The 20,787-nt window shown below is 41.2% G+C and carries 17 protein-coding genes; 5 read left to right on the top strand and 12 right to left on the bottom strand.

Going from position 1 to position 20,787, the window contains the following annotated elements; all coding sequences use genetic code 11:
• The first annotated feature begins 10 nt into the window (after window positions 1-10).
• Window positions 11-586: a DUF6434 domain-containing protein gene (locus DWZ33_RS12770; RefSeq protein WP_118455084.1), complete on the top strand. Its 576-nt coding sequence runs from the start codon at window positions 11-13 to the stop codon at window positions 584-586.
• A gap of 31 nt (window positions 587-617) precedes the next feature.
• Here the strand turns inward: DWZ33_RS12770 and DWZ33_RS12765 are convergent, their stop codons facing one another.
• Genes DWZ33_RS12765 through DWZ33_RS12755 form a run of 3 tightly spaced genes read right to left on the bottom strand, consistent with a single transcriptional unit; the run spans window position 618 to window position 4,056 of the window.
• Window positions 618-2,222 carry a CTP synthase gene (locus tag DWZ33_RS12765; RefSeq protein ID WP_118455083.1) on the bottom strand — a complete coding sequence of 535 codons (1,605 nt, stop codon included), beginning with the start codon at window positions 2,220-2,222 and terminating at the stop codon, window positions 618-620.
• Complete coding sequence (locus tag DWZ33_RS12760) at window positions 2,219-2,794, bottom strand: ANTAR domain-containing response regulator (protein ID WP_118455082.1); 576 nt, start codon at window positions 2,792-2,794, stop codon at window positions 2,219-2,221. Before DWZ33_RS12760 ends, DWZ33_RS12765 begins: the two co-directional genes overlap by 4 nt.
• A gap of 11 nt (window positions 2,795-2,805) precedes the next feature.
• On the bottom strand, window positions 2,806-4,056 hold the full coding sequence (locus DWZ33_RS12755; protein ID WP_118455081.1) for a glutamine synthetase family protein: 1,251 nt from the start codon (window positions 4,054-4,056) through the stop codon (window positions 2,806-2,808).
• 214 nt (window positions 4,057-4,270) lie between these two features.
• Here DWZ33_RS12755 and DWZ33_RS12750 point away from each other — a divergent pair, with 214 nt between their 5' ends.
• The 3 genes from DWZ33_RS12750 (at window position 4,271) to DWZ33_RS12740 (ending at window position 7,868) form a co-directional block, all read left to right on the top strand.
• Window positions 4,271-5,551 carry an adenylosuccinate synthase gene (locus DWZ33_RS12750; protein WP_118455080.1) on the top strand — a complete coding sequence of 427 codons (1,281 nt, stop codon included), beginning with the start codon at window positions 4,271-4,273 and terminating at the stop codon, window positions 5,549-5,551.
• A 152-nt stretch (window positions 5,552-5,703) separates the two neighbouring features.
• Entirely contained in the window at window positions 5,704-6,255 is a 552-nt protein-coding gene (locus DWZ33_RS12745) for a PadR family transcriptional regulator (protein ID WP_118455079.1), read from the top strand.
• On the top strand, window positions 6,252-7,868 hold the full coding sequence (locus DWZ33_RS12740; RefSeq protein ID WP_118455078.1) for an NAD(P)H-dependent oxidoreductase: 1,617 nt from the start codon (window positions 6,252-6,254) through the stop codon (window positions 7,866-7,868). Before DWZ33_RS12745 ends, DWZ33_RS12740 begins: the two co-directional genes overlap by 4 nt.
• A 60-nt stretch (window positions 7,869-7,928) precedes the next feature.
• On the opposite strand, the gene DWZ33_RS12735 is transcribed toward DWZ33_RS12740, so the two are convergent.
• The 8 genes from DWZ33_RS12735 to DWZ33_RS12700 all read right to left on the bottom strand — a co-directional run bounded on the left by DWZ33_RS12735 (window position 7,929) and on the right by DWZ33_RS12700 (window position 17,102).
• On the bottom strand, window positions 7,929-9,626 hold the full coding sequence (locus DWZ33_RS12735; protein ID WP_182425698.1) for an LCP family protein: 1,698 nt from the start codon (window positions 9,624-9,626) through the stop codon (window positions 7,929-7,931).
• Window positions 9,627-9,716: 90 nt separating this feature from the next.
• Window positions 9,717-11,549 carry an LCP family glycopolymer transferase gene (locus DWZ33_RS12730; RefSeq protein WP_022936578.1) on the bottom strand — a complete coding sequence of 611 codons (1,833 nt, stop codon included), beginning with the start codon at window positions 11,547-11,549 and terminating at the stop codon, window positions 9,717-9,719.
• A 105-nt stretch (window positions 11,550-11,654) separates the two neighbouring features.
• The gene (gene asnB, locus DWZ33_RS12725; protein ID WP_118455076.1) at window positions 11,655-13,238 is read right to left on the bottom strand and encodes an asparagine synthase B; all 1,584 of its coding nucleotides are present in this window, start codon (window positions 13,236-13,238) and stop codon (window positions 11,655-11,657) included.
• Between the two features lie 227 nt (window positions 13,239-13,465).
• Window positions 13,466-15,268, bottom strand: a complete 1,803-nt coding sequence (gene glmS / locus DWZ33_RS12720; protein ID WP_118455075.1) for a glutamine--fructose-6-phosphate transaminase (isomerizing) — start codon at window positions 15,266-15,268, stop codon at window positions 13,466-13,468.
• Window positions 15,269-15,518: 250 nt separating this feature from the next.
• A complete protein-coding gene (locus DWZ33_RS12715) occupies window positions 15,519-15,881 on the bottom strand; it encodes a hypothetical protein (RefSeq protein ID WP_118455074.1) in 363 nt (120 codons plus the stop codon).
• On the bottom strand, window positions 15,874-16,341 hold the full coding sequence (locus tag DWZ33_RS12710) for a low molecular weight protein-tyrosine-phosphatase (protein ID WP_118455073.1): 468 nt from the start codon (window positions 16,339-16,341) through the stop codon (window positions 15,874-15,876). The genes DWZ33_RS12715 and DWZ33_RS12710 overlap by 8 nt, the downstream gene beginning before the upstream one ends.
• A 121-nt stretch (window positions 16,342-16,462) precedes the next feature.
• On the bottom strand, window positions 16,463-16,750 hold the full coding sequence (locus tag DWZ33_RS12705; RefSeq protein ID WP_118455072.1) for a helix-turn-helix domain-containing protein: 288 nt from the start codon (window positions 16,748-16,750) through the stop codon (window positions 16,463-16,465).
• The gene (locus tag DWZ33_RS12700; protein WP_118455071.1) at window positions 16,737-17,102 is read right to left on the bottom strand and encodes a type II toxin-antitoxin system RelE/ParE family toxin; all 366 of its coding nucleotides are present in this window, start codon (window positions 17,100-17,102) and stop codon (window positions 16,737-16,739) included. The genes DWZ33_RS12705 and DWZ33_RS12700 overlap by 14 nt, the downstream gene beginning before the upstream one ends.
• A gap of 576 nt (window positions 17,103-17,678) precedes the next feature.
• On the opposite strand from DWZ33_RS12700, the gene DWZ33_RS12695 reads away from it, so the two are divergent.
• Window positions 17,679-19,766: a glutamine synthetase III family protein gene (locus DWZ33_RS12695; RefSeq protein ID WP_118455070.1), complete on the top strand. Its 2,088-nt coding sequence runs from the start codon at window positions 17,679-17,681 to the stop codon at window positions 19,764-19,766.
• Between the two features lie 106 nt (window positions 19,767-19,872).
• Here the strand turns inward: DWZ33_RS12695 and DWZ33_RS12690 are convergent, their stop codons facing one another.
• Window positions 19,873-20,670 carry an HAD family hydrolase gene (locus DWZ33_RS12690; RefSeq protein WP_118455069.1) on the bottom strand — a complete coding sequence of 266 codons (798 nt, stop codon included), beginning with the start codon at window positions 20,668-20,670 and terminating at the stop codon, window positions 19,873-19,875.
• Window positions 20,671-20,787 lie beyond the last annotated feature (117 nt).

Below are 20,787 nucleotides of genomic sequence, written 5' to 3'. Positions count from 1 at the left end.
GGAGTCTCTTATGTCAACACGTCCCACTTTGTCAGTCAAACTGACAGCCGCTGAATTTAAAAATTATTATTATCTGAAAGAAGAACTTGTCAGCTTCTGCCGTGAATGCGGCTTACAGGCAACTGGCAGCAAAAATGAATTAACTGAACGCATCGCACATTATCTTGAAACCGGTGAGAAACTGATTCGAACCAAACCCGCAAAGTCAAAGAATAGTCCATCTGTATTGACGATGGATACATTGATTGAGGAAAACATCGTCTGTTCAGAACAGCACCGCGCCTTCTTCAAACAGGCCATCGACAAAAGCTTCAGCTTTAATGTTCAGTTTCAGAATTGGCTGAAAAGCAATGCCGGTAAAACATATCAAGACGCCGTTATTGCCTATGCCCAGATACTGGAAGCAAAGAAGAAAACAACAACCACAATTGATCGGCAATTTGAATATAACACATATATTCGTGCTTTTTTCGCTGATAACAAGGGGCTAAAGCTTGAAGATGCCATTCGCTGCTGGCGCTATAAAAAAGGACTTCCCGGTCATAATGCCTATGAGAAGTCCGATTTAGAGATTTTAAAATCATAGCTTGAGGATTTCCAAAATGGGAATCCTTTTCTTATTTCTGCTGGTGTTTCAGCGCATGCTTAATGAAGCCTTTAAATAATGGGTGGGCGTGATTCGGTCTTGATTTGAATTCAGGATGAAACTGAACTCCGATATAGAAATCATTGGCTGGTATTTCAATTGCTTCAACTAGCTGCTGATCCAAGGAAGTACCGCTGAGTACCATACCAGCTGCTTCAAACATAGAACGATAATCATTATTAAACTCATAACGATGGCGGTGCCGCTCTGAAATTTGTTCCTGCTTGTAGCAGTCCATCATCAACGTATCAGCTTTGATCAGGCACGGATACGCGCCCAGCCGCATCGTACCGCCCTTGGCTAAATCATCGCTTTGATGTGCCATAAAATGAATGACATGATGCTTCGCTTCCGGGTCAAATTCATATGAATTGGCATCCTTCAAGCCTAATTGATAGCGGGCAAATTCAATGGTCGCGATCTGCATACCCAAACAGATGCCTAAATATGGGATATTGTTCACTCTCGCATAATGCGCTGCCGCAATTTTTCCTTCTATGCCGCGGCTGCCAAAACCGCCGGGAATCAGAATACCATCCACATCCTTTAATACTTCCGCGGCATTGCCTTCATGGATACCTTCTGAATCTACCCAGTCAATCACTACCTTGGCGCCATTTTCAAAACCGCCATGATTGAGGGCTTCCATTACAGACAGATAAGCGTCATGCAGCTTTACATATTTACCGATTAAGGCAATCCGCACGGTTTTATCACAGGCATGAATCGTTTCGACCATTGCCCGCCACTCCTTTAAATCGATACTTCTCGCTGGCAGTGACAGCTCACGGCAGACTACTTCTGATAAATTTGCTGATTCCAGCATTAAAGGGACTTCATACAAGGTCGGCATCGTCTGATTATCAATGACACAGTCGCTTTTCACATTGCAGAATGCAGATATCTTTCGCTTAATATCATTATCCAGCGGCGCGTCGGATCGAGTGACAATCAGATTGGGATGAATCCCATACGACTGCAGTTCCTTGACAGAATGCTGTGTCGGCTTTGATTTAAGCTCATTGCTGCCAGCGATATAAGGCACCAGCGTCACATGAATGAAACAGCAGTTTTCCCGGCCAACTTCAATTGACAGCTGACGAATCGCTTCTAAAAATGGCTGACTTTCAATATCGCCCACCGTACCGCCGATCTCTGTAATAACCACATCGCAGTCGCTTTGTTCACCGACCTGATAAATAAAACTCTTAATCTCATTGGTAATATGCGGGATCACCTGTACTGTCTCACCAAGAAATTCACCGCGCCGCTCTTTATTCAATACTTCCCAATAAACCTTACCCGTCGTCAGATTTGAATAATGATTCAGATTTTCATCGATAAAACGTTCATAATGACCTAAATCAAGATCGGTTTCCGCACCGTCCTCCGTCACATACACCTCACCATGCTGAAAGGGACTCATTGTACCCGGGTCAACATTAATATAAGGATCAAGCTTTTGCGAAGCTACCTTATACCCTCTCGCTTTAAGCAAACGTCCCAATGACGCACCGGTTATACCTTTACCTAAACCGGATACGACACCGCCTGTCACAAATATATATTTTCTCATTCTTTTCTCCTCTCGCTATTCTTTATTATCATTCTGGCTATTTCTTTGCGGCTCATACGGCGATCCATCGCCTTTTTTTCAATCGCGCGATGGGCTGTTTGTTCACTATACTGAAAACGTTCAATCAGAATACATTTAGCCTTATCTACCAGTTTGATTTCTTCAATTTTACTTTGCAGATCATCATTTTCCTTTTTTAATACCGCCATACGGTAACGAGCCGCCTTCATCAGATTTAAGGTTTGCGTAAAAAGCTGCTCATCAATCGGTTTCGCAAGTACCATAACGCCATATTCCTGCACCTTTTTGCACATTTCATCAACCCGTTCATTTTGTACCATTAAAATTACTGAGGTTAAAGGATTGCGGGCAGCATAGATGGCAAGCATATGACCGAATTCATCTTTTAAGGGTGTATCGATTACAATGCTGTCAAAATCTTGATCCAATAAGGTCACTCTGGTTTCTGCCGCATTGTCTATCTTCATTATCGAAGGAAAAGCGGTGTTTAAAAAGGATGCCAATGAATCTTGTTTATGATGCATACTGGATACTAACAAACACCGCTCCATATTCTTCCCTCCTATCGGTTATGCTGAAACTCTAAAGTCTTAACCGCTAAATATTTATCAATCAAATGCTGCGGCAAAACTTTTTGCACAAATTCACTGCCGCGGGCTAATTCAATCGCTTCCTGCAAATTCTCCGGCAGCTTTTCTAATTCATCATGATCGCGCTGATACAGATTTTCATTAACCGCCGCCGGCAGCTTCAGCTGATCGTGAATGCCTTCCAAGCCGGCACTCAGCAATAAGCTTAAGGCTAAATAAGGATTGCACATCGGATCAGCAGAACGCACCTCAATCCGCCGGTATTCACCTTGGGCAGCCGGAATACGAATCAGCTGTGACCGGTTTTGATGACTCCAGCTGATATATTTAGGCGCTTCAAAATGTCCCAGCCGCTGATAACTGCATGCCATTGGATTTAAGAAAACACTAATTTCCCTGATACGGCGTAAAATCCCTGCCGTAAAAGCCGCCATGCATTCACTTTTCTGATCCGCGAACAAATTGCTTGTTTCATCATATACTGATAAATTGATATGCAAACCATTTCCAGCTTCATCGGCCAATGGCTTAGGATTAAATGACGCATGCAGACCATTCAGCGCCGCAATCGTTTCCACAACGGACTTAAATGTAATCAGATTATCACAGGTGGTAAAAGCATCATCATAACGGAAATCAATCTCATTTTGACCGGGGCCATGCTCATGATGACTGCTTTCTGGCTGAATCCCCATCTTCTCTAACGTAAGACATATTTCTCGGCGCACATTTTCACCCGCATCAAGCGGCGCTATATCAAAATAAGAAGCCCGATCAAGGGGGATATGAGTAGGATTTCCCCATTCATCCCGCTTAAACAGATAAAATTCGCATTCCAATCCCGCCATAATCGTCAAACCAGCCGCTGACGCTTCAGTACACACTTCTTTTAATAAATGACGCGCATCAGATTCAAAAACATTTCCCTCTGCATCTTTGATTTCACAGAAAAAACGCACGACCCTGCCATTTTGCGGACGCCAAGGCAATAATGATAAGGTTGCGGGATCCGGATAGAGAAACAGATCACTGGCTTCCACATTTAAAAAACCGGCAATCGCTGAAGCATCAAAAGAAATACCTTCACGAAATGCCCGTTCCAGTTCATCAGGCATAATTGAAATATTCTTCTGGATACCAAAGATATCACAGAAAGCAAGACGGATAAACTTCACATCATTTTCATTTATAAATTGGATTACTTCCCGCTGTGTATTATTCATAGATTGCCTCCTAAAAATTGAAAAGGCGTCAATAAATAAAGGGTAAATACTACCCTGAATTCACTGAACGCCTTTGTTCTGTGTCTATAATAAGGGGATGAATGCGAAAAGTCAATATTTTTTAAAGAAAAATCTATGCCCAACCGATAAATAGTGATAGAATATTAAAGTGTTTTTTGAAAATAACGAAAAACTGTAAAGGAGAAATGCAATTATGGCAGGTTATGTAATAGTTGGCGCCCAATGGGGCGATGAAGGAAAAGGTAAAATCGTCGATGTTCTCGGTGAAAAAGCTGATTATGTCGTTCGGTTTCAGGGAGGCAATAATGCTGGACATACTGTTGTTGTCAATGGTGAGAAAAGTATTCTCCATCTGCTTCCTTCAGGTGTACTTCACAAAAATGCGGTATGCATTATCGGACCGGGTGTAGTAGTCGATCCCTTCGTATTGCTTGAAGAAATCGATGTACTGGAAAAGAAAGGTCTGCCAAGCAGCCATATTTTCGTCAGTGACCGCGCGCATCTGATCATGCCGTATCATATCAAGCTGGATGAGCTTCAGGAAGAACGGCTGGCTGGCAACAAGATTGGCACAACCAAGCGCGGCATTGGTCCTTGTTATGCAGATAAATATACCCGCATCGGTTTAAGAGTTGGTGATTTAATTGATTTTGAAGCCTTTAAACGCAAATTAAAATCAACGCTTTCCATTAAAAATGATCAGATTACTAAGCTTTATAATGAAGAACCATTTGATTATGATGCAATGGTTGTCCAGTTCAGCATGATCCGTGAAAAACTGATGCCTAGAATGATGGATTCATTAAGCGTTGTCAATGAAGCGCTGGATCAAGATAAAATGGTTTTATTTGAAGGGGCTCAGGCAGCCATGCTGGATATTAATTATGGCACTTATCCTTATGTAACTTCTTCTTCACCTACTTCTGCCGGTGTCTGTGCAGGTGCTGGTGTTTCACCGATGAAGCTGGATAAAATCATCGGGGTTGTCAAGGCTTATTCAACCCGTGTCGGTGAAGGCCCTTTTGTTAGTGAGCTGCTGAATGAAGAGGGCGAAAAGCTGCGGGCTATCGGCCATGAATACGGAGCAACCACCGGACGTCCGCGCCGCTGCGGATGGCTGGATCTAAATGTAGTCAAACATGCCGCCCGCATCAATGGCTTAACGGATCTGGTTATCACTAAGATTGATGTACTTTCAGCCTTTGATGAAATCAAGGTATGTGTCGGTTATGAAATTGACGGACAGCGCTATGATACAATTCCCGCTTCTGTAGAAATGATTGCCGCCGCTAAACCAATCTATGAGATTTTCCCAGGCTGGCAGTCAGACATTACTCAAATCCGTACATTTGAAGAGCTGCCGGAAAACTGCCGCGCTTATTTAAAACGCATTGAAGAATTTACAAACACCCGCATTTCACTTGTATCAGTCGGCCCTGACCGTGAAAATAATATCCTGATTCACGAAATTTAATTAAAGCTAGTTATTTAATAGGCATAGTCGTAAGGCTATGCTTTTTATTTTCTTTTATTTCTCCTGAGCGTTGATTGACAATATTCCACAAGTTGAATATAATATATTTATTCTACAAGTGGAATATAAAGCGTTGAAAGGAGTATTTTATTATGCTGAAACACGGAATACTTGGATTATTAAATTACGGTGATATGAGCGGTTATGAAATCCGTGAAGTCTTTAAGGATTCTTTGAATTATTTTTGGACCGCGCAAACGAGTCAGATTTATCGGGAACTGGGTGTTTTAGAGAAAAATGGCTGGATTGTGAAACAAACGATTGAACAAGATGGCAAACCAAATAAAAATATCTGTTCGATTACCGATGATGGACGGCAAGAATTACAGCACTGGCTGGCAACATCAAAGATCGATATGGATATGCATTCTGCTGTTTTAATGAAAACGTTTTTTATGGGTGAATTACCAATTTTTGAGAGCATAAAATTCTTTAAACAGCTTAATGAAGAATATCAGGCAATGTTAGAGAACCTTCAGCAAACCAATGCTTCTATCAGCACATATCAAGAAATGATCCCTGATAAAAAGAACGCGCTGTTTTGGCAGATGACTTCTGATTTTGGCAAGCGAATGATGCAGCTGCAAATTGATTGGACAGAAGATTGTATCCAGCGCTTAGAAAAGCTGGAGGATGAAAAATGAATATCCTCGTCATAAATGGCAGCCCCAAAGATGAGCGCAGCAATACCCTTAAGCTTACCAATGCCTTTTTAGCTGGATACCGTGATGCTGATGAAAAGCAATCGCTGAATGTGGAAACGCTGAGTGTTGCTAAATTAAAGATTAATCCTTGTCTTGGCTGTTTCACTTGCTGGAAAAACACCCCTGGTAAATGCTGTATCAATGATGATATGCAGATGGTTATTGAAAAAATGCTGTGGGCTGACATTACCATCTGGAGCTTTCCTTTATATTATTATAGTTTACCGTCTCAGCTAAAGGCATTAATGGATCGGCAGCTGCCTTTAACGCTTCCTTTTATGCGCTCAGATACAAAAAGCGGCGGACATCCCTCACGATATGATATGAGTAAGAAAAAGACAGTCTTGATTTCAACTTGCGGATTTTATACCGCTGAATCAAATTATGACAGCATAACGGCACAATTTGATAAGCTGTGCGGTAAACAGAATTATACGACGTTGTTTTGCGGTCAGGGAGAGCTATTCCAAGTACCGGAATTATCAAAGCGCACAGAGGCAGCGCTCAGTGTAGTTCGCCAAGCCGGTAAGGAATATTACAATGGTTCTATCCGTGAGGAAACAAACACAAAATTAAAAGAGTTGTTATTTCCAAGAGATGTTTTTGAACGGATGGCAGATGCCAGCTGGGGCATCTCTTCGACCGGTGAAAAAGAGGATATTTCACTTATCTTCACTAAACAGATGGCAGCGCTCTATAATCCAGCTGCATATAAAGGCACAGATATAATTTTTGATATTGATTACACCGACATTGGCAAGTGTTATCGTATCATTCTAAAAGAAAAGGAAAGCTGTGTTCTTGAATCATTCATCGGAAAACCAACTACCATTATCCATACCCCATTCAGTGTATGGAAATCGATCGCAGCTGGTGAAATCAGCGGCAGTGAAGCCCTAATGAAACAGCTGTATTTCATTGAAGGTGATTTTGATTTATTATTGAAATGGGATGAGTATTTCGGTAAACAGCAAGGCACTGACACAGTAAAAAACACACCAGTAACAAATGCAAAAACTGATATGCGTTATGTTTTAACACCGTGGATCGTATTTTGGACAGCTGTGAATTTCCATGCCTTCTGGGGTGCGATGATCAGCCTGCTGGTATGTGCTGTTTTGCCCTTGCTCTTTTATAAAAATAAAAGAACTGTCTATGATGTTTTATCATGTAGTTCGGTAAGCCTGCTTTCAATGCTTTTAATTAATAGCTCGATCGCGGTTGTGCTTCCCCTCTCATACCTGATATTCGGCATGATGTGGAGTATCTCTGCTTGTTTAAAGATACCGCTGAGTGCAGAATATTCGATGAATGATTATGGCGGTGACAAGGCTTTACGCAATCCGCTCTTCATTAAAACAAATCGTATACTAACAACAGCATGGGGCCTTTTTTACTTAATCGCAGCGATTGGTTCCTATTTCATCATCCGCTGCAATTCCACAGCTGTGCTTTGGATCATCAGCTCGATATGTCCGCTCTTGCTCGGTATTTTTACCCTGTGGTTTCAAAAATGGTATCCATATAAAATTGCACGGGGCAATAATAAATAAATACAACAGATAAAAACAGCATCACTTTTAAAGTAGAAGCTGTTTTTTGTTTTATACATATTATTCACTATTTGACTCTTCACGCGCTCTTGCCAGCTTGCTGGTCTGAATCTGAGCCATGGGATCAAAAACAGACTGTTCATTTTCTTCCACCGTTCCGGGTTCAAGTGTTTCATAAATTTCAATTGGATCAGCAGGCAGTAAAGCAAACACTTCGTCCAGTTTATAATTCACATTTTCAGCAGTGATCAAATAAGAATTATAAGGCGGCATGATTTCCTCACTTAATTCATTATTCAAATTAAAATTAAACAAGGAGAAATCCAGCACATCAAACATTTCCAAGTATTTACTATAAACCATCGATAAATCGTTATCGCTTAACAGATACACGGATAATGGCCATGATGAATCCCAGCTGATGCATGGCAGCATGGCAGTTGTACCAGCGGTTAATGAGACAGCATTAAAGGTCCACATTCTTGGTGTATCGATTTCATTACGCATAAATGCTTTTACTGAAGCCATATCAACATTCGTTAAAATATTCTCACTGGCGGTTTTTAAAACATCACTGATCTTAGGAATACTATCGGTTGAAAACAGACGCTGTGCCAAGGCTTCAACGATTTGCTGCTGAGCCTTTGTCCGTTCCACATCTGAATAGGAAGTACGGTGACGGGCATAAGCCAATGCCTCTTCTCCATTCAAACGCTGCCAGCCTTCATCAACACAGATCGGTGTATCAAAACTGCGGTTGGAATCTTGCTCACAAAAGGATAGAGCTACATCAACATCAATGCCATCCAATGTATCGACAATATTAATCAAGGTTGAAAAATTAACCCGGACATAATAATCAATAGGAAATCCAAAAACACTTTCTATTGATTCAACCGTATTATCTATCCCGTTATAGGAAGTATGCGTCAGCTTATCCGGATAATAATCGTAAGCCGGATTGGGTACATAGGTATCTCTGAGCAAGGAGATTATCTCTACATGATGACGGCTGGGATCTACCATTAAAAGCATATTGACATCGGTTTTAGCGGCCAGTGATACATCACCGTTTTGATCCATGCCGGAAACAAAAACCGTAAAGGGTTCACTGTTGAGATCCTTATCCCGCTGATTGAAATTGATCTTCACAACATGGTTAAAATCCTTGATTGTATGGGTATTAGCCGCTACATCCGTATATAAATCACACATCTTCTGATACAGCGCGTCATTAACTAAAATGCCATCAAGACGACCATTCATCAGATCAAGAATCAGTTTAGAGTAATCAATATATTCAACATAAGTAAAGGATGCCTTAGCTTTCTTTAATTCATTCAGTGCAAATGTGTTGCTGTTTGCCTGATCCGCCAGCAGACCAATTTCACCGCCTTTGATATCTTTGATATCCATAACATCTTCATCACTGACAATCAAGGATAAATGATAGGTTGTTTTAGGCACATTATCCAGTTCATAAAAGGCGGTGCGTATCCCCATCTGAACAATTGAAAGCGCCAGCAGAAGCAGACAAAGCAAAATGGTAATTAAACGCCGCAGCAGACTTTTAGCATTTTTACTGATACTGAGAAATAACAGAATCAATATTAACAGCAAGCCAATTCCAAGCAGCAGCATAAAGCGGAAAGAAAGCAGCGAACCAAGATAGAGTTCAGCCATGAAATAAAGAGCGCAGATCAGATAAATCAGCAGCAAGATCAAATCAATGATTGAATTATTCTTTTTATCTTTCATAGTCAGCTCCTTTATATTCATTATCCGGTTTTACGATCAGCTTGTCAATTCTCTTAAATGAAAGAAAGACAAGCGCAAGCCTGTCTTTGTTTATACGCCTGGATCAAGCGGCAAGTCATTGCCTTCAGGTTCGTCTGAAATTGGATTTTCTTCAAAATCCGTTGAATTATCAGTTTCATTATTCTCACTGTCGGAAGGCAAATACTCGGACTCCCCGCCCTGCTCAGGCTCAGCTGGCACATCCGTATCTGTCGCCGGTTCATCAAGCGGCGGTTCCTCCGTATTCTCACCCGTGTTTTGATCAGGTTCATCCACCTCCGGCTGTACTGGCGGCGCTACATAATGCAGAGATGGGAATTGGGTATTCATCTTTGACTGATAATTATCAATTGTCAGCAAATACTCATTATATGGCATCGTCACCTGATATTTATTCAAATCATCTAAAGTGAATTTGAAATCGGACAGTTTTGATGGTTCAAACATTTCCAGATATTTCGCATAAACATTGTTTAATTCATTCTGATCTAAAATAAAGACAAACAGCGGTCCATATTCCGTCGCGCTCACGCATAACTGGTTTTCACTTAAAGCACCCGCCAGTGATGTTGATGAGAACGACCATGAGCGCGGATTGCTGATTTCATGGTTGATAAAGCGTTTTACCGTACTGATCGGCATATTGGTAGAAACATATTCAGCACCTACCTGCAGCACATCAGGAACTTTGTTGATACCCTCCGCGGTCAGCAGTTTATTAATAATCGCCTGAATGATTTGCTGCTGAGCATAATTGCGTCCCAGATCGCCCCAGCCTTCGGTATGCCGATGTCTGGCATAAGCCAAGGCACTGCGTCCGTCCAATGTCTGCAAGCCGGGATAAAGATGAATCTGATTTGAGAAATCACGGTTTTCATCCTGTTCATAGAATTCAAGCTGAACATCCACATCAATCCCGCCTAAAGTATTCACAATTTCAATCAGCGATGAAAAACTAACCTTAGCATAATAATCAATATCAAAACCAAATACATTTTCCATTGACTGTACGACATTATCAATACCGTCATTACCGGTATGCGTTAACTTATCCGGATAATTATTATAAGCCTTGTTAGGGATATACGCATCTCTTGGAATTGAAACCATCTCAATATGATGGGTAAGCGGATCGATCATCAGCAGCATATTCACATCACTGAGGCCATTGTAATTCGGAATTCCCAAGCTGTCTAATCCAGAAATATAGACAGTAAAGGGTTCTTTGGTAATATCCTTATCACTGGCTATTTCTGTATTATCAACCTTCATTTCATACGTTTTAATAACCCGCAGACGCTGATACAAATCTTCATTATTCTTTTCAATCATCGTAAGCTGTGAATTTGCCATTAATGCCGCGTCAACATTTTGCGTGACTAATTCATTCGCCAGCATCATTGAGTCCTGACTTTCAATATATGTAATTGTAACATCATTGATTTCATTGATTGCTGATGCGTTCAGCGCGTTCTCTGCTGATCCGATCAAACCGACCTTCTGATTGCTTAAGTCAGCCACCGATTGAATGGCTGAGGATTCCAGGACAACCAAAGAAATCGCATTGATATTCACTGAACCATCATCAATACTGCCGAATGCCTTACGGATACGCATCTGATAAACGCCGCCGAATAAGAGCGCGCCAGCCAATACTAGACTTAAAAGACAGCGCGGCCATGAGCCGTGTTTTGATAAGCGGATGCTTAGATATAACAAGCCGACAACGATCAGCAGTACAACTGATGCAATCAGAATATATTTGGTAGGAAGCAGATGCCCGATCATCGTTTCAACAAGAAAATATAAGGCTGAACCGGCGAACAAGATCAGAAAGATCAAATCGATCGTTTTCCCATCATTTTTTACATTTCTTTTTTTCATAAGTATTCTCCCAGTCTAAAAAGTGCAACGTTATTATATCACTTAATTCTACCTAAGCAATGTGAAAACCGTGTGAATTTGCATAGAAAAACCGGTGCTGACCGGTTATTTTCCACTTTCTCCATAATTATCAAGAACTCGGGCACTGGGGTCGGATACATGACAGCCCTTCCAAGATTGATTAGGCAGCCAATAATCTTTAATCCAAGCCGCCCGGCCGGGATAGTATTTTTCAAAGATTTCCCGGTACATCAGACTCTCTTTCGTATAAGGAATGGCATGATAGGCATACAATTGACAGCGCTTGGTAAATTCTTCATCGCTGTATAAGGTTTGGGCATAAGCTTTCAGTTCATCCACCATGGAATGGCCTACCGCATCAGAGAAAGCTGCTTTTTCACGCATGAGAATTGAATCAGGCAGCAGCTTATCTTTTTCAAAAGCCTTGCGCAGCAGATACTTTCCTTTTCCATATCTATTCATTTTCAATTGAGGATCAATTGCCAAAACATCCGATAAGAAGCGCAGATCCCCAAAAGGAACACGGGCTTCCAGCGCATGAGCGGAGATACAGCGATCTGCCCTCAGTACATCATACATATATAATTCACGAATACGTTTTTCACTCTCTTCCTGAAAGGCCTGTGCATCAGGGGCATAATCCGTATACTTATAGCCAAATAATTCATCAGATACCTCGCCGCTCAGCAATACCTTGGTGTTTGTCTTAGCATGAATCTGCCTGCATAATAAATACATGCCAAGACTTGCCCGAATCGTTGTGATGTCATATGTTTCAAGTGTCATGATTACTTCATCCAGCGCCGATAATACATCTTCACGGCTCATTAAGAATTCTGAATGCTGTGAACCAATATAGGCCGCTGCTTCCCTCGCGTACTTCAAATCAATGGCATCCGCTGCCATACCAATCGCATAGGTTTTGATGGGTTTCTTCAGATGCCTTTGAGCGATGGCGCATACAAGGCTGGAATCCAAACCGCCGCTCAAAAGAAAGCCTAGCTCAACATCCGCGTCCAAACGCTTAATGACCGCTTTTTCTAAATCATCATGAATGACCTCTAAAGCTGAGGTCAAGGTATCAAACCCTGGCTGGCTTTGCGTACAGTTATCATGATATGTAATAAATTGACCATTCTCATAATAAGTGCCGCAAGGAAAAGGCTTCACTCTATCACAGCAGTCCGTCAATGCTTTAGCTTCTGAGGCAAAGCAGATTGAACCATCAGACAGATAACCATAAAATAATGGCCGGATACCGAGCGGATCACGGGCAGCGATGATTTTTTTGCGGCTCGCATCGACAATTACACAGGCAAATTCCGCATCAAGGATATTAAATAGCTGACATCCCATTTTTTCATATAGGGGAAGCAGGATCTCGCAGTCACTGCCGGAATGAAATTCAACTCCGGCCTCTATTAATTCCTTTTTTATAGCGCGAAAATTATAGATTTCACCATTACAGATTACCGCGTTGCCAAGCTGATGCATCGGCTGCATGCCTGAAGGCTCAACCCCCATGATCGCCAGTCGGTGAAAGCCCAGGATTCCCTGATCCATGATTTCAACCCGTTCCATATCGGGGCCGCGGCGGGCGATTTTTTTAAATCCATGCGTAAATTCCATAATTTTTGATGGATTGCTGATAAACATTAAACCACACATATTAATGACTCCCTTCCTAATTTTTTATATAGTAGAAAAATGCCGGTTCAGCTGCCTGATGGAATTCTTACTTGTCCCTCTTTAAGCATTTTCTCCAGCCTCCTTAAAAAGAAAAGACGCCTATAATTGTACACATCGTACTTTTATAGAACGTCTTTGTTCGTGGTTCTAGTTTACTGCCATGAATTGCAAATGTCAATATTTTCTTTCATTTATTTACATTATTTTCATTCAACTGTTACACTCTTCGCTAGATTCCTTGGCTGATCCAGATTACAGCCGCGCCGCTTCGCAAGATGATATGCCAGCAGCTGATAGGGAATGATTGAAATTATGCCTTGCAGGAGTGGATGAACCTTGGGTAGTTTTAGATAAGTATCAATTCCTGATTGATGCTGATAGAGATCTTCACGAATAACCAAAAGCAGTTTTGCACCTCTGGCTTTAACTTCAGCCATATTGGAGTAAGTTTTAGCCGCTAAAGCCGCATCACTGATCAGCGCCAGAACGGGTGTACCTGCCTCGATCAAGGAGATAGTGCCATGCTTTAATTCACCAGCGGCATAGGCTTCAGAATGAATATAAGAAATTTCCTTCAGCTTTAAGGAGCCTTCCAGTGATTGTGCGTAGTCTAAGCCGCGGCCGATAAAGAATACATCATAAGCATTCCCAATTTGATCAGCAAACTGACTAATCGTATCATTGCGTATCAAATCAGCCATCAATGCAGGCAGCCGGTTTAAATCAGCAAGTAGCTGTTTTTGATCCTTGATTGAGAGCTGGTGACGCTGTATTGCCGCATGAATACAGAATAAAGCAAGTACAGCCACTTGACATGTATAAGCCTTAGTCGTAGCCACCGATACCTCAATGCCCGCTGATGTAGGCAAATATACATCCGCCTCTTTCGCAATGCTGGAGCCTTCCACATTCACAATGGCAACCGTTTTTATACCCCTTTTGCGGCACATGCGCAATGCTGCCAGCGTATCAGCGGTTTCACCTGATTGTGAGATTAATACGACAAGCGTATTTTGATCAAAGAATGGATTGCCATATCTGAATTCACTGGCGCATTCACAGGCACAGCGAATATGAGCCAGCTTTTCAACCCAATGCTTAGCAAGCATACCGGCATGACAGGCAGAACCGCAGGCCACAAAATAAATAAAATCAACAGCGGTTAAATCAGGCATGACTTTTTCTAAACCATTAAAATCGTTATTCATATAAGCAGCAATGGTTTTACTTAATGCCAGTGGCTGTTCATGAATTTCCTTAAGCAAATATGAATCAAAGCCATTTTTATCTAAGCCTGACAGCTCACGGCAGCTGGTGTGCCAATTACGTTCTACCTTGCCCTGCTGATTAAAGATTTCTACCTGTGAGCGAGTAAGCCATACAACCTCATGTTCCTCTAGTTCAAGAATTTTATTCGTAGCTTTTAAAAAGGCACTGGCATCACTTGCCACATAATTGCCGTCATCACTTAAGCCAAGAATCAAGGGTGAATCCTTGCGCATCGCATAGATCGTATCCGGCTCATCCGCAAAAAGAATGGCCAGCGCGTAACTGCCTTTTAAATATTTGCCTGCGCGCAGACACGCGTCAATTTTGCACATACCCTGATTCACAAAATCATTAATCAGGGCAGCGATGGTTTCCGTATCGGTATCCGAAGCAAACACGATACCCTTTTGTTGATAAGTTTTTCGTAATTCATCGGCATTTTCAATGATGCCGTTATGCACTAATGTAACCATGCCAATCGTATGCGGATGAGCATTCACCACATTTGCTTCACCATGAGTTGCCCAACGGGTATGGGCGATACCGCAAGTACCAGTATCCTCCTTCAGCAATGCTTCAAGGTTTTTAATCTTTCCCTGAGCCTTTACAGTATTGATTCTCCCTTGCGTAAATACGGCCAGTCCGCTTGAGTCATAGCCCCTGTATTCCAGAGCCTTTAAGCCGTCAATTAAAACACCATGCGCATTTTTAGTGCCTGCATAGCCAATGATTCCACACATAAATTATTCCTCCAGTTATCAGTGCTGAATGGCGGCTTTGTGGCAGTCCTCTGCTTTTGTCCCCATTCTTACGATTCACTGTTCACCGCAGCAGTACCCGCCGAATCTTTCGATAACTGCTGTCCTCGTCGACTTTCCTTAGTCCAGGCGCTCAATTGATCCAACCGTGCTTCACCCTTTCAGATGAATCAATCTGTTTACAACTATAACATATTCAAGAAGCAAAAAAAAGAGAGTGATTTTTCTCACTCTAAAAAACAATACTGATGATTTTGAGCTGACCCTGGATCTCAGTCAGAATCATATGATTCGTGCCAGTGAAATGTTGATCGTTAATCTGCTTTTCATAATCACTGTCAACAATCAGAACACCGGCTTCCTCGCTGACTTGAAAATTTGTCTGTCTTTCATGGAAAGTACCAATCATTTCTGCCTGATAAGCATTCATTGATGCGATGAATTCGGCTATGCTCAAAGTTTGAAAGCCATGGGGCTGATGTTCAATCAAGACAGCGTGCTCAGCAAACAAGCTGGCAAAGCGTTCGGCCGGAAAAGCTTCGGTTTGCGAGAAATGCAGACAGTCATAAAAATTATTTAGAAATTGTTCAATCATCATTCACCTCCGGATGCAGTTTCTTTAATAAAGCTGTACATCCTTTCTGTATATCATCATAAGTTTCGTCAAAGTTGCCGCTATACCACGGATCGGCAATGTCTCGCTCAAGACCGGCATAGCTGAGCAGTTTGGTTATTTTATGCTGGTCATCATTGCCTAAGAGACGATGTAGACCATTAATATTAGACTGATCCATGGCAATCAGCAAATCATAGGTATCATAATCATACCGTGTTACCTGAACGGCACGATGTGTTGAGCATGGGATGCCCATCTGTTTCAGCTTATCGCGTGTTCCATAATGAATCCCATTGCCTAACTCCTCCCGGCTGACAGCGGCGGAATCAATGATAAACTCATCAGCAAGACCGTGTTTCTTTACCATATCCTTCATAACAAATTCAGCCATCGGTGAACGGCAGATATTGCCATGGCAAATGAATAGTATTTTTATCATGTTCTCAAACTCCTTAATTTTTTTGGTTTTCACTTATTGTTTTCTCTAACCTAAACAAGCGTACCACTCCATTCAATAGTACGCCTATCACTTTAGAATTCTTGACTAATAAAGTATTTATCTATACTTTTTGTTTTGGAACAAACTCAATTTTCAGCATCATCCCCATACCTTCTGCCAGTCTTTTTAACAGATTTATGGACGGATTTCTTGTGCCATTTTCCAGTTTGCTGATATCTGCCTGATTAATGCCCGTTTTTTCTGCAAGTTGCTTCTGTGTAAGGTTCTGAGAAGTCCTAGCATCAACAATTGCTCTTATCACATCAAATTCCGGCTGTAAATCATCATACTCCTTTTTAAATTCCTGATTCTGCATCTGTTCTTCTAAAAAGTCATCAAATTTTTTCATTCTTATCACACCTTTCTATATAATCATCTCGATATGTCTTCGCACGTTCTATCTCTACTTTAGGGGTTTTCTGCGTCTTTTTTACAAAACCATTTGTCAATATTATTTTACCATCATAGTAGAAGAAATATAACACTCTTGAAATATCACTTCCAACTTTTCCACGCAATTCAAATATTCCATCATCTAAGTATTTGCTATATAGTTCCCTCAACGAATTTCCTTTCTCTTGAAGTATTTTCATAATACCGACCAATTTTGCTCGCATTTTGACATTTAAACTAAGCAAAAATTCTTCTACCGGAATGTCTCCATTTTCTTTTTCATAAAACTCGATTGTAAATCTATCCATATTTCTTCCTTTACGTTTTCTAATATCATTATATGGCATATATGCCATATTGTCAATATTATCTTTTTATCCTTATTCTGATATTTGGTAAGTTACAAATATGACTTTCTTTCAAATTCTAAGCGACTGTGGATGGCTGATTCCTACCGATCCTAACACAAATTGGGTAAAAAGTTCATGCCATAACAAAATATCCCTCAAAAATCTTCAATAATGCTAAACTCATTTTTTCCATTATTCTTTGCATATACCAAAAAAGCTGGTGTAGTAACTGCCCTTCCCATTCGAAAAGTTTCCATGGAAGTTGAATAATAACTTAAACATAAACGAAATTTCTCCTATAATGTTTATATTTGCTTATCCTTGTTGATTTTACAATTTTTAATGAAAATTTTTGCGGGTTCTCTTTGCTCTACATTATACCTTTTAACTTTCAAGTCAAAGCAAAATTTATTCAAAAATATGTTGACATTGTCAATCTACTAAGCATATAATAGCGGCATAAATAAGCAAAGGTGCTGAAACAGAAATTGTTTTCAGCGCCTTTTTTATTTAATTAATCTAGGAGGAATGTGTATGAAACCAATCACTGATGCATTTGGCAGTATGGTATTTAATGAAGCTGTCATGAAAGAAAAGCTGCCTAAAGATGTATTCAAAAAGCTTAAAGCGACCATCCGCGAAGGAAAAACGCTGGATGCCAATGTAGCTAATACAGTTGCCAACGCAATGAAGGATTGGGCGGTAGAAAAAGGTGTCACCCACTATACCCATTGGTTTCAGCCGATGACCGGCATTACCGCTGAAAAACATGAAAGCTTTATCGCCCCGGATGATCATGACGGTGTCATTCTCGAATTTTCAGGCAAGGAACTGATTAAAGGTGAGCCTGACGCATCAAGCTTTCCTAACGGCGGTCTGCGCGCAACCTTTGAAGCCCGCGGTTATACGACCTGGGACCCAACCTCCTATGCCTTTATTAAAGACAATACACTCTGTATTCCAACGATTTTCTGTTCCTTTGACGGCAGCTCACTTGATAAGAAAACACCGCTGCTGCGTTCCATGGCAGTGCTGAATGAGCAGGCATTGAGAATCCTGAAATTATTTGGCAGCGATGCAACCCATGTTTCAACAACCGTCGGCTGTGAACAAGAATACTTCCTGATTGATAAAGAATTATTCGCCCAAAGAGAAGACCTTTTATTATGCGGCCGAACACTTTTCGGTAAATTACCGCCCAAAGGTCAGGAAATGGAAGATCATTACTTCGGTATGCTGGATAATCGTGTTTTGGCTTTTATGCAAGAGCTGGATGAAGAATTGTGGAAGCTGGGCATCCTTGCCAAAACAGAGCATAAAGAAGTAGCTCCCCGTCAGTTTGAATTAGCTCCTATCTTTTCCACCACAAATATTGCTACCGATCACAATCAGCTGACGATGGAATTAATGAAAAAAATCGCCGACAAGCATGGCTTTGCCTGTTTGCTTCATGAAAAGCCCTTCGAGGGGATCAATGGCAGCGGAAAACATAACAACTGGTCGATTTCCACCAATACAGGTGTCAATCTGTTAGAACCCGGCGAAACACCGGCAACCAACGCTCAGTTTCTATTGTTTCTCTGCGCTGTAATCAAAGGGGCAGATGAGTATCAGGATTTACTTCGTGTTTCTGTTGCTACCCCTAGCAACGACCACCGCCTTGGTGCCAACGAAGCACCACCGGCTATAATATCCGTTCATTTGGGAGATGAACTCACTTCAATTCTCGAATGTATCGAAGAAAATACGGTTTATGATAAAATCTATGACAAAAAAATGGAAATCGGCGTCGATATCCTCCCTGCCTTTCCAAAGGATACGACCGATAGAAACCGAACTTCTCCTTTTGCCTTTACCGGCAATAAATTTGAATTCAGAATGCTTGGTTCAAGTCTCTCAATCGCATGCCCTAACATTATGCTGAATACCATTGTCGCGGAAGAATTAAGTCTGTTTGCCGATGAGTTGGAAAAAGCTGAAGAGCTGAAACCAGCACTGGCAGCCTTAATCAAGAAAACCATCAGAGAGCACAAACGGATTCTTTTCTCAGGCAATGGTTATACTGATGAATGGGTAAAAGAAGCAGAAAAAAGAGGTCTGCTGAATCTTAAAACAACGATTGATGCCCTGCCTTATTACACATCTGAAAAAAATATCAAGCTTTTCACAAAACACAAAATCTTCACTGAACATGAGATGCGCTCACGCGGTGAGATCCTTCTTGAAAATTATTGTAAAACAATCAATATCGAAGCCCTGACAATGGTTGACATGGTTCAAAAACAAATCCTGCCTGCCGTTGAAAAGGTCACAAAATCATTAACCGAAACCATTCTTAACAAAAAAGCAGTCTCACCCGCCTTTGATTGTGCCGCCGAAATGGATCACCTTCATCAGGTTGATGAACATTATAAAGCCCTCTACTTTGACTGCCAAAAGCTGGAAAAAGCATGCATCAAAACAACTGCCCTTGATTCGATGCATGAACAAGGAAAGCTCTTTTCCACTGCGATTCTAAAAATGATGGAAACCCTGCGCGCTGATGCAGATGCCCTCGAATCATTATGCTCAGACAAAGCGTGGCCGATTCCCAGTTACACAGCTCTGTTATTTCACGATTAAACACGAAGCAGCCCGATATTCCTGCCCCTTACCCCGTCAACATCCCTCAAATTGACGGGTTCTTTTATTAAAAAAACAGCGCACAGGCTGTTTAATTTTATCGATATTATCTTATATTATCCTTATTTTCGTTAAGTAACCCTAATGCATTCACAGCATAGGCAATACCATCCTCATTGACTGAGCGGGTTACAAAATCAGCCTGCGCCTTCAGCTTTTCATTTCCTTGGCCCATGGCAATAGAAAGCGCGGCATGTTCCATCATTTCCCAATCATTTAAGCTGTCACCAAACGCGATATAATCTTCATGTTTGAAATAGGCGCATAACCTTTTAATGCCGTCTGCCTTGCTGACACCCTCAACGATCAAATCCGCATAGGTTGATTCAGCTGGAATCACCTTGAGTCCCTCAATCTTTCTAAATTCATGATAATCAGCATTTCTTGAATCATAGGCCAGCATCGTAATGATTGGCTCACCTTCATAAGGACGTTGATGAGGCAGCACTTCATTTAAAAATTGATGTGCAATCTTTACATAATCATTACCATCATCCATCATAAACCAATCATCGCTGCTAATTAAAGAAAGTGCGATTTGATGCTTTGCTGCTATGTCAATGCATTGTTTAACCGCCCTAAAATCTATGCACTCTTCATGAAGTAAGGTCTGATCCTTCAGCATAACAACCTGACCATTGCTTAATACATAACCATCCCATTCAACCGCATCCATTAAACCGCAGCGCTTTAATGAAGCATAGCAACGCCCCGTAGCAATGAATACGCGATGTCCAGCCTGTTTTAGAGATTGTATTGCCGCTTTCGCTGATTGAGGGAACTCATGCGTTGCTGAATCAAGAAGTGTGCCGTCTACATCAAAGAAAATATTTTGTCGTTCCATAAGTGACCATCCTTTTATTGATTAAAGTTTACTTCTTTTATTATTTCAATGTCAACTCACAACTTGAGCGCCGCTCAACTTTATAGCTCTTAAAGTGGCGAACCGCTCGCTTGTGAA

Source organism: Dielma fastidiosa (assembly GCF_003475485.1).
GTDB classification, from domain to species: domain Bacteria; phylum Bacillota_I; class Bacilli_A; order Erysipelotrichales; family Erysipelotrichaceae; genus Dielma; species Dielma fastidiosa.
This window is presented reverse-complemented; position numbering and strand designations above follow the sequence as displayed.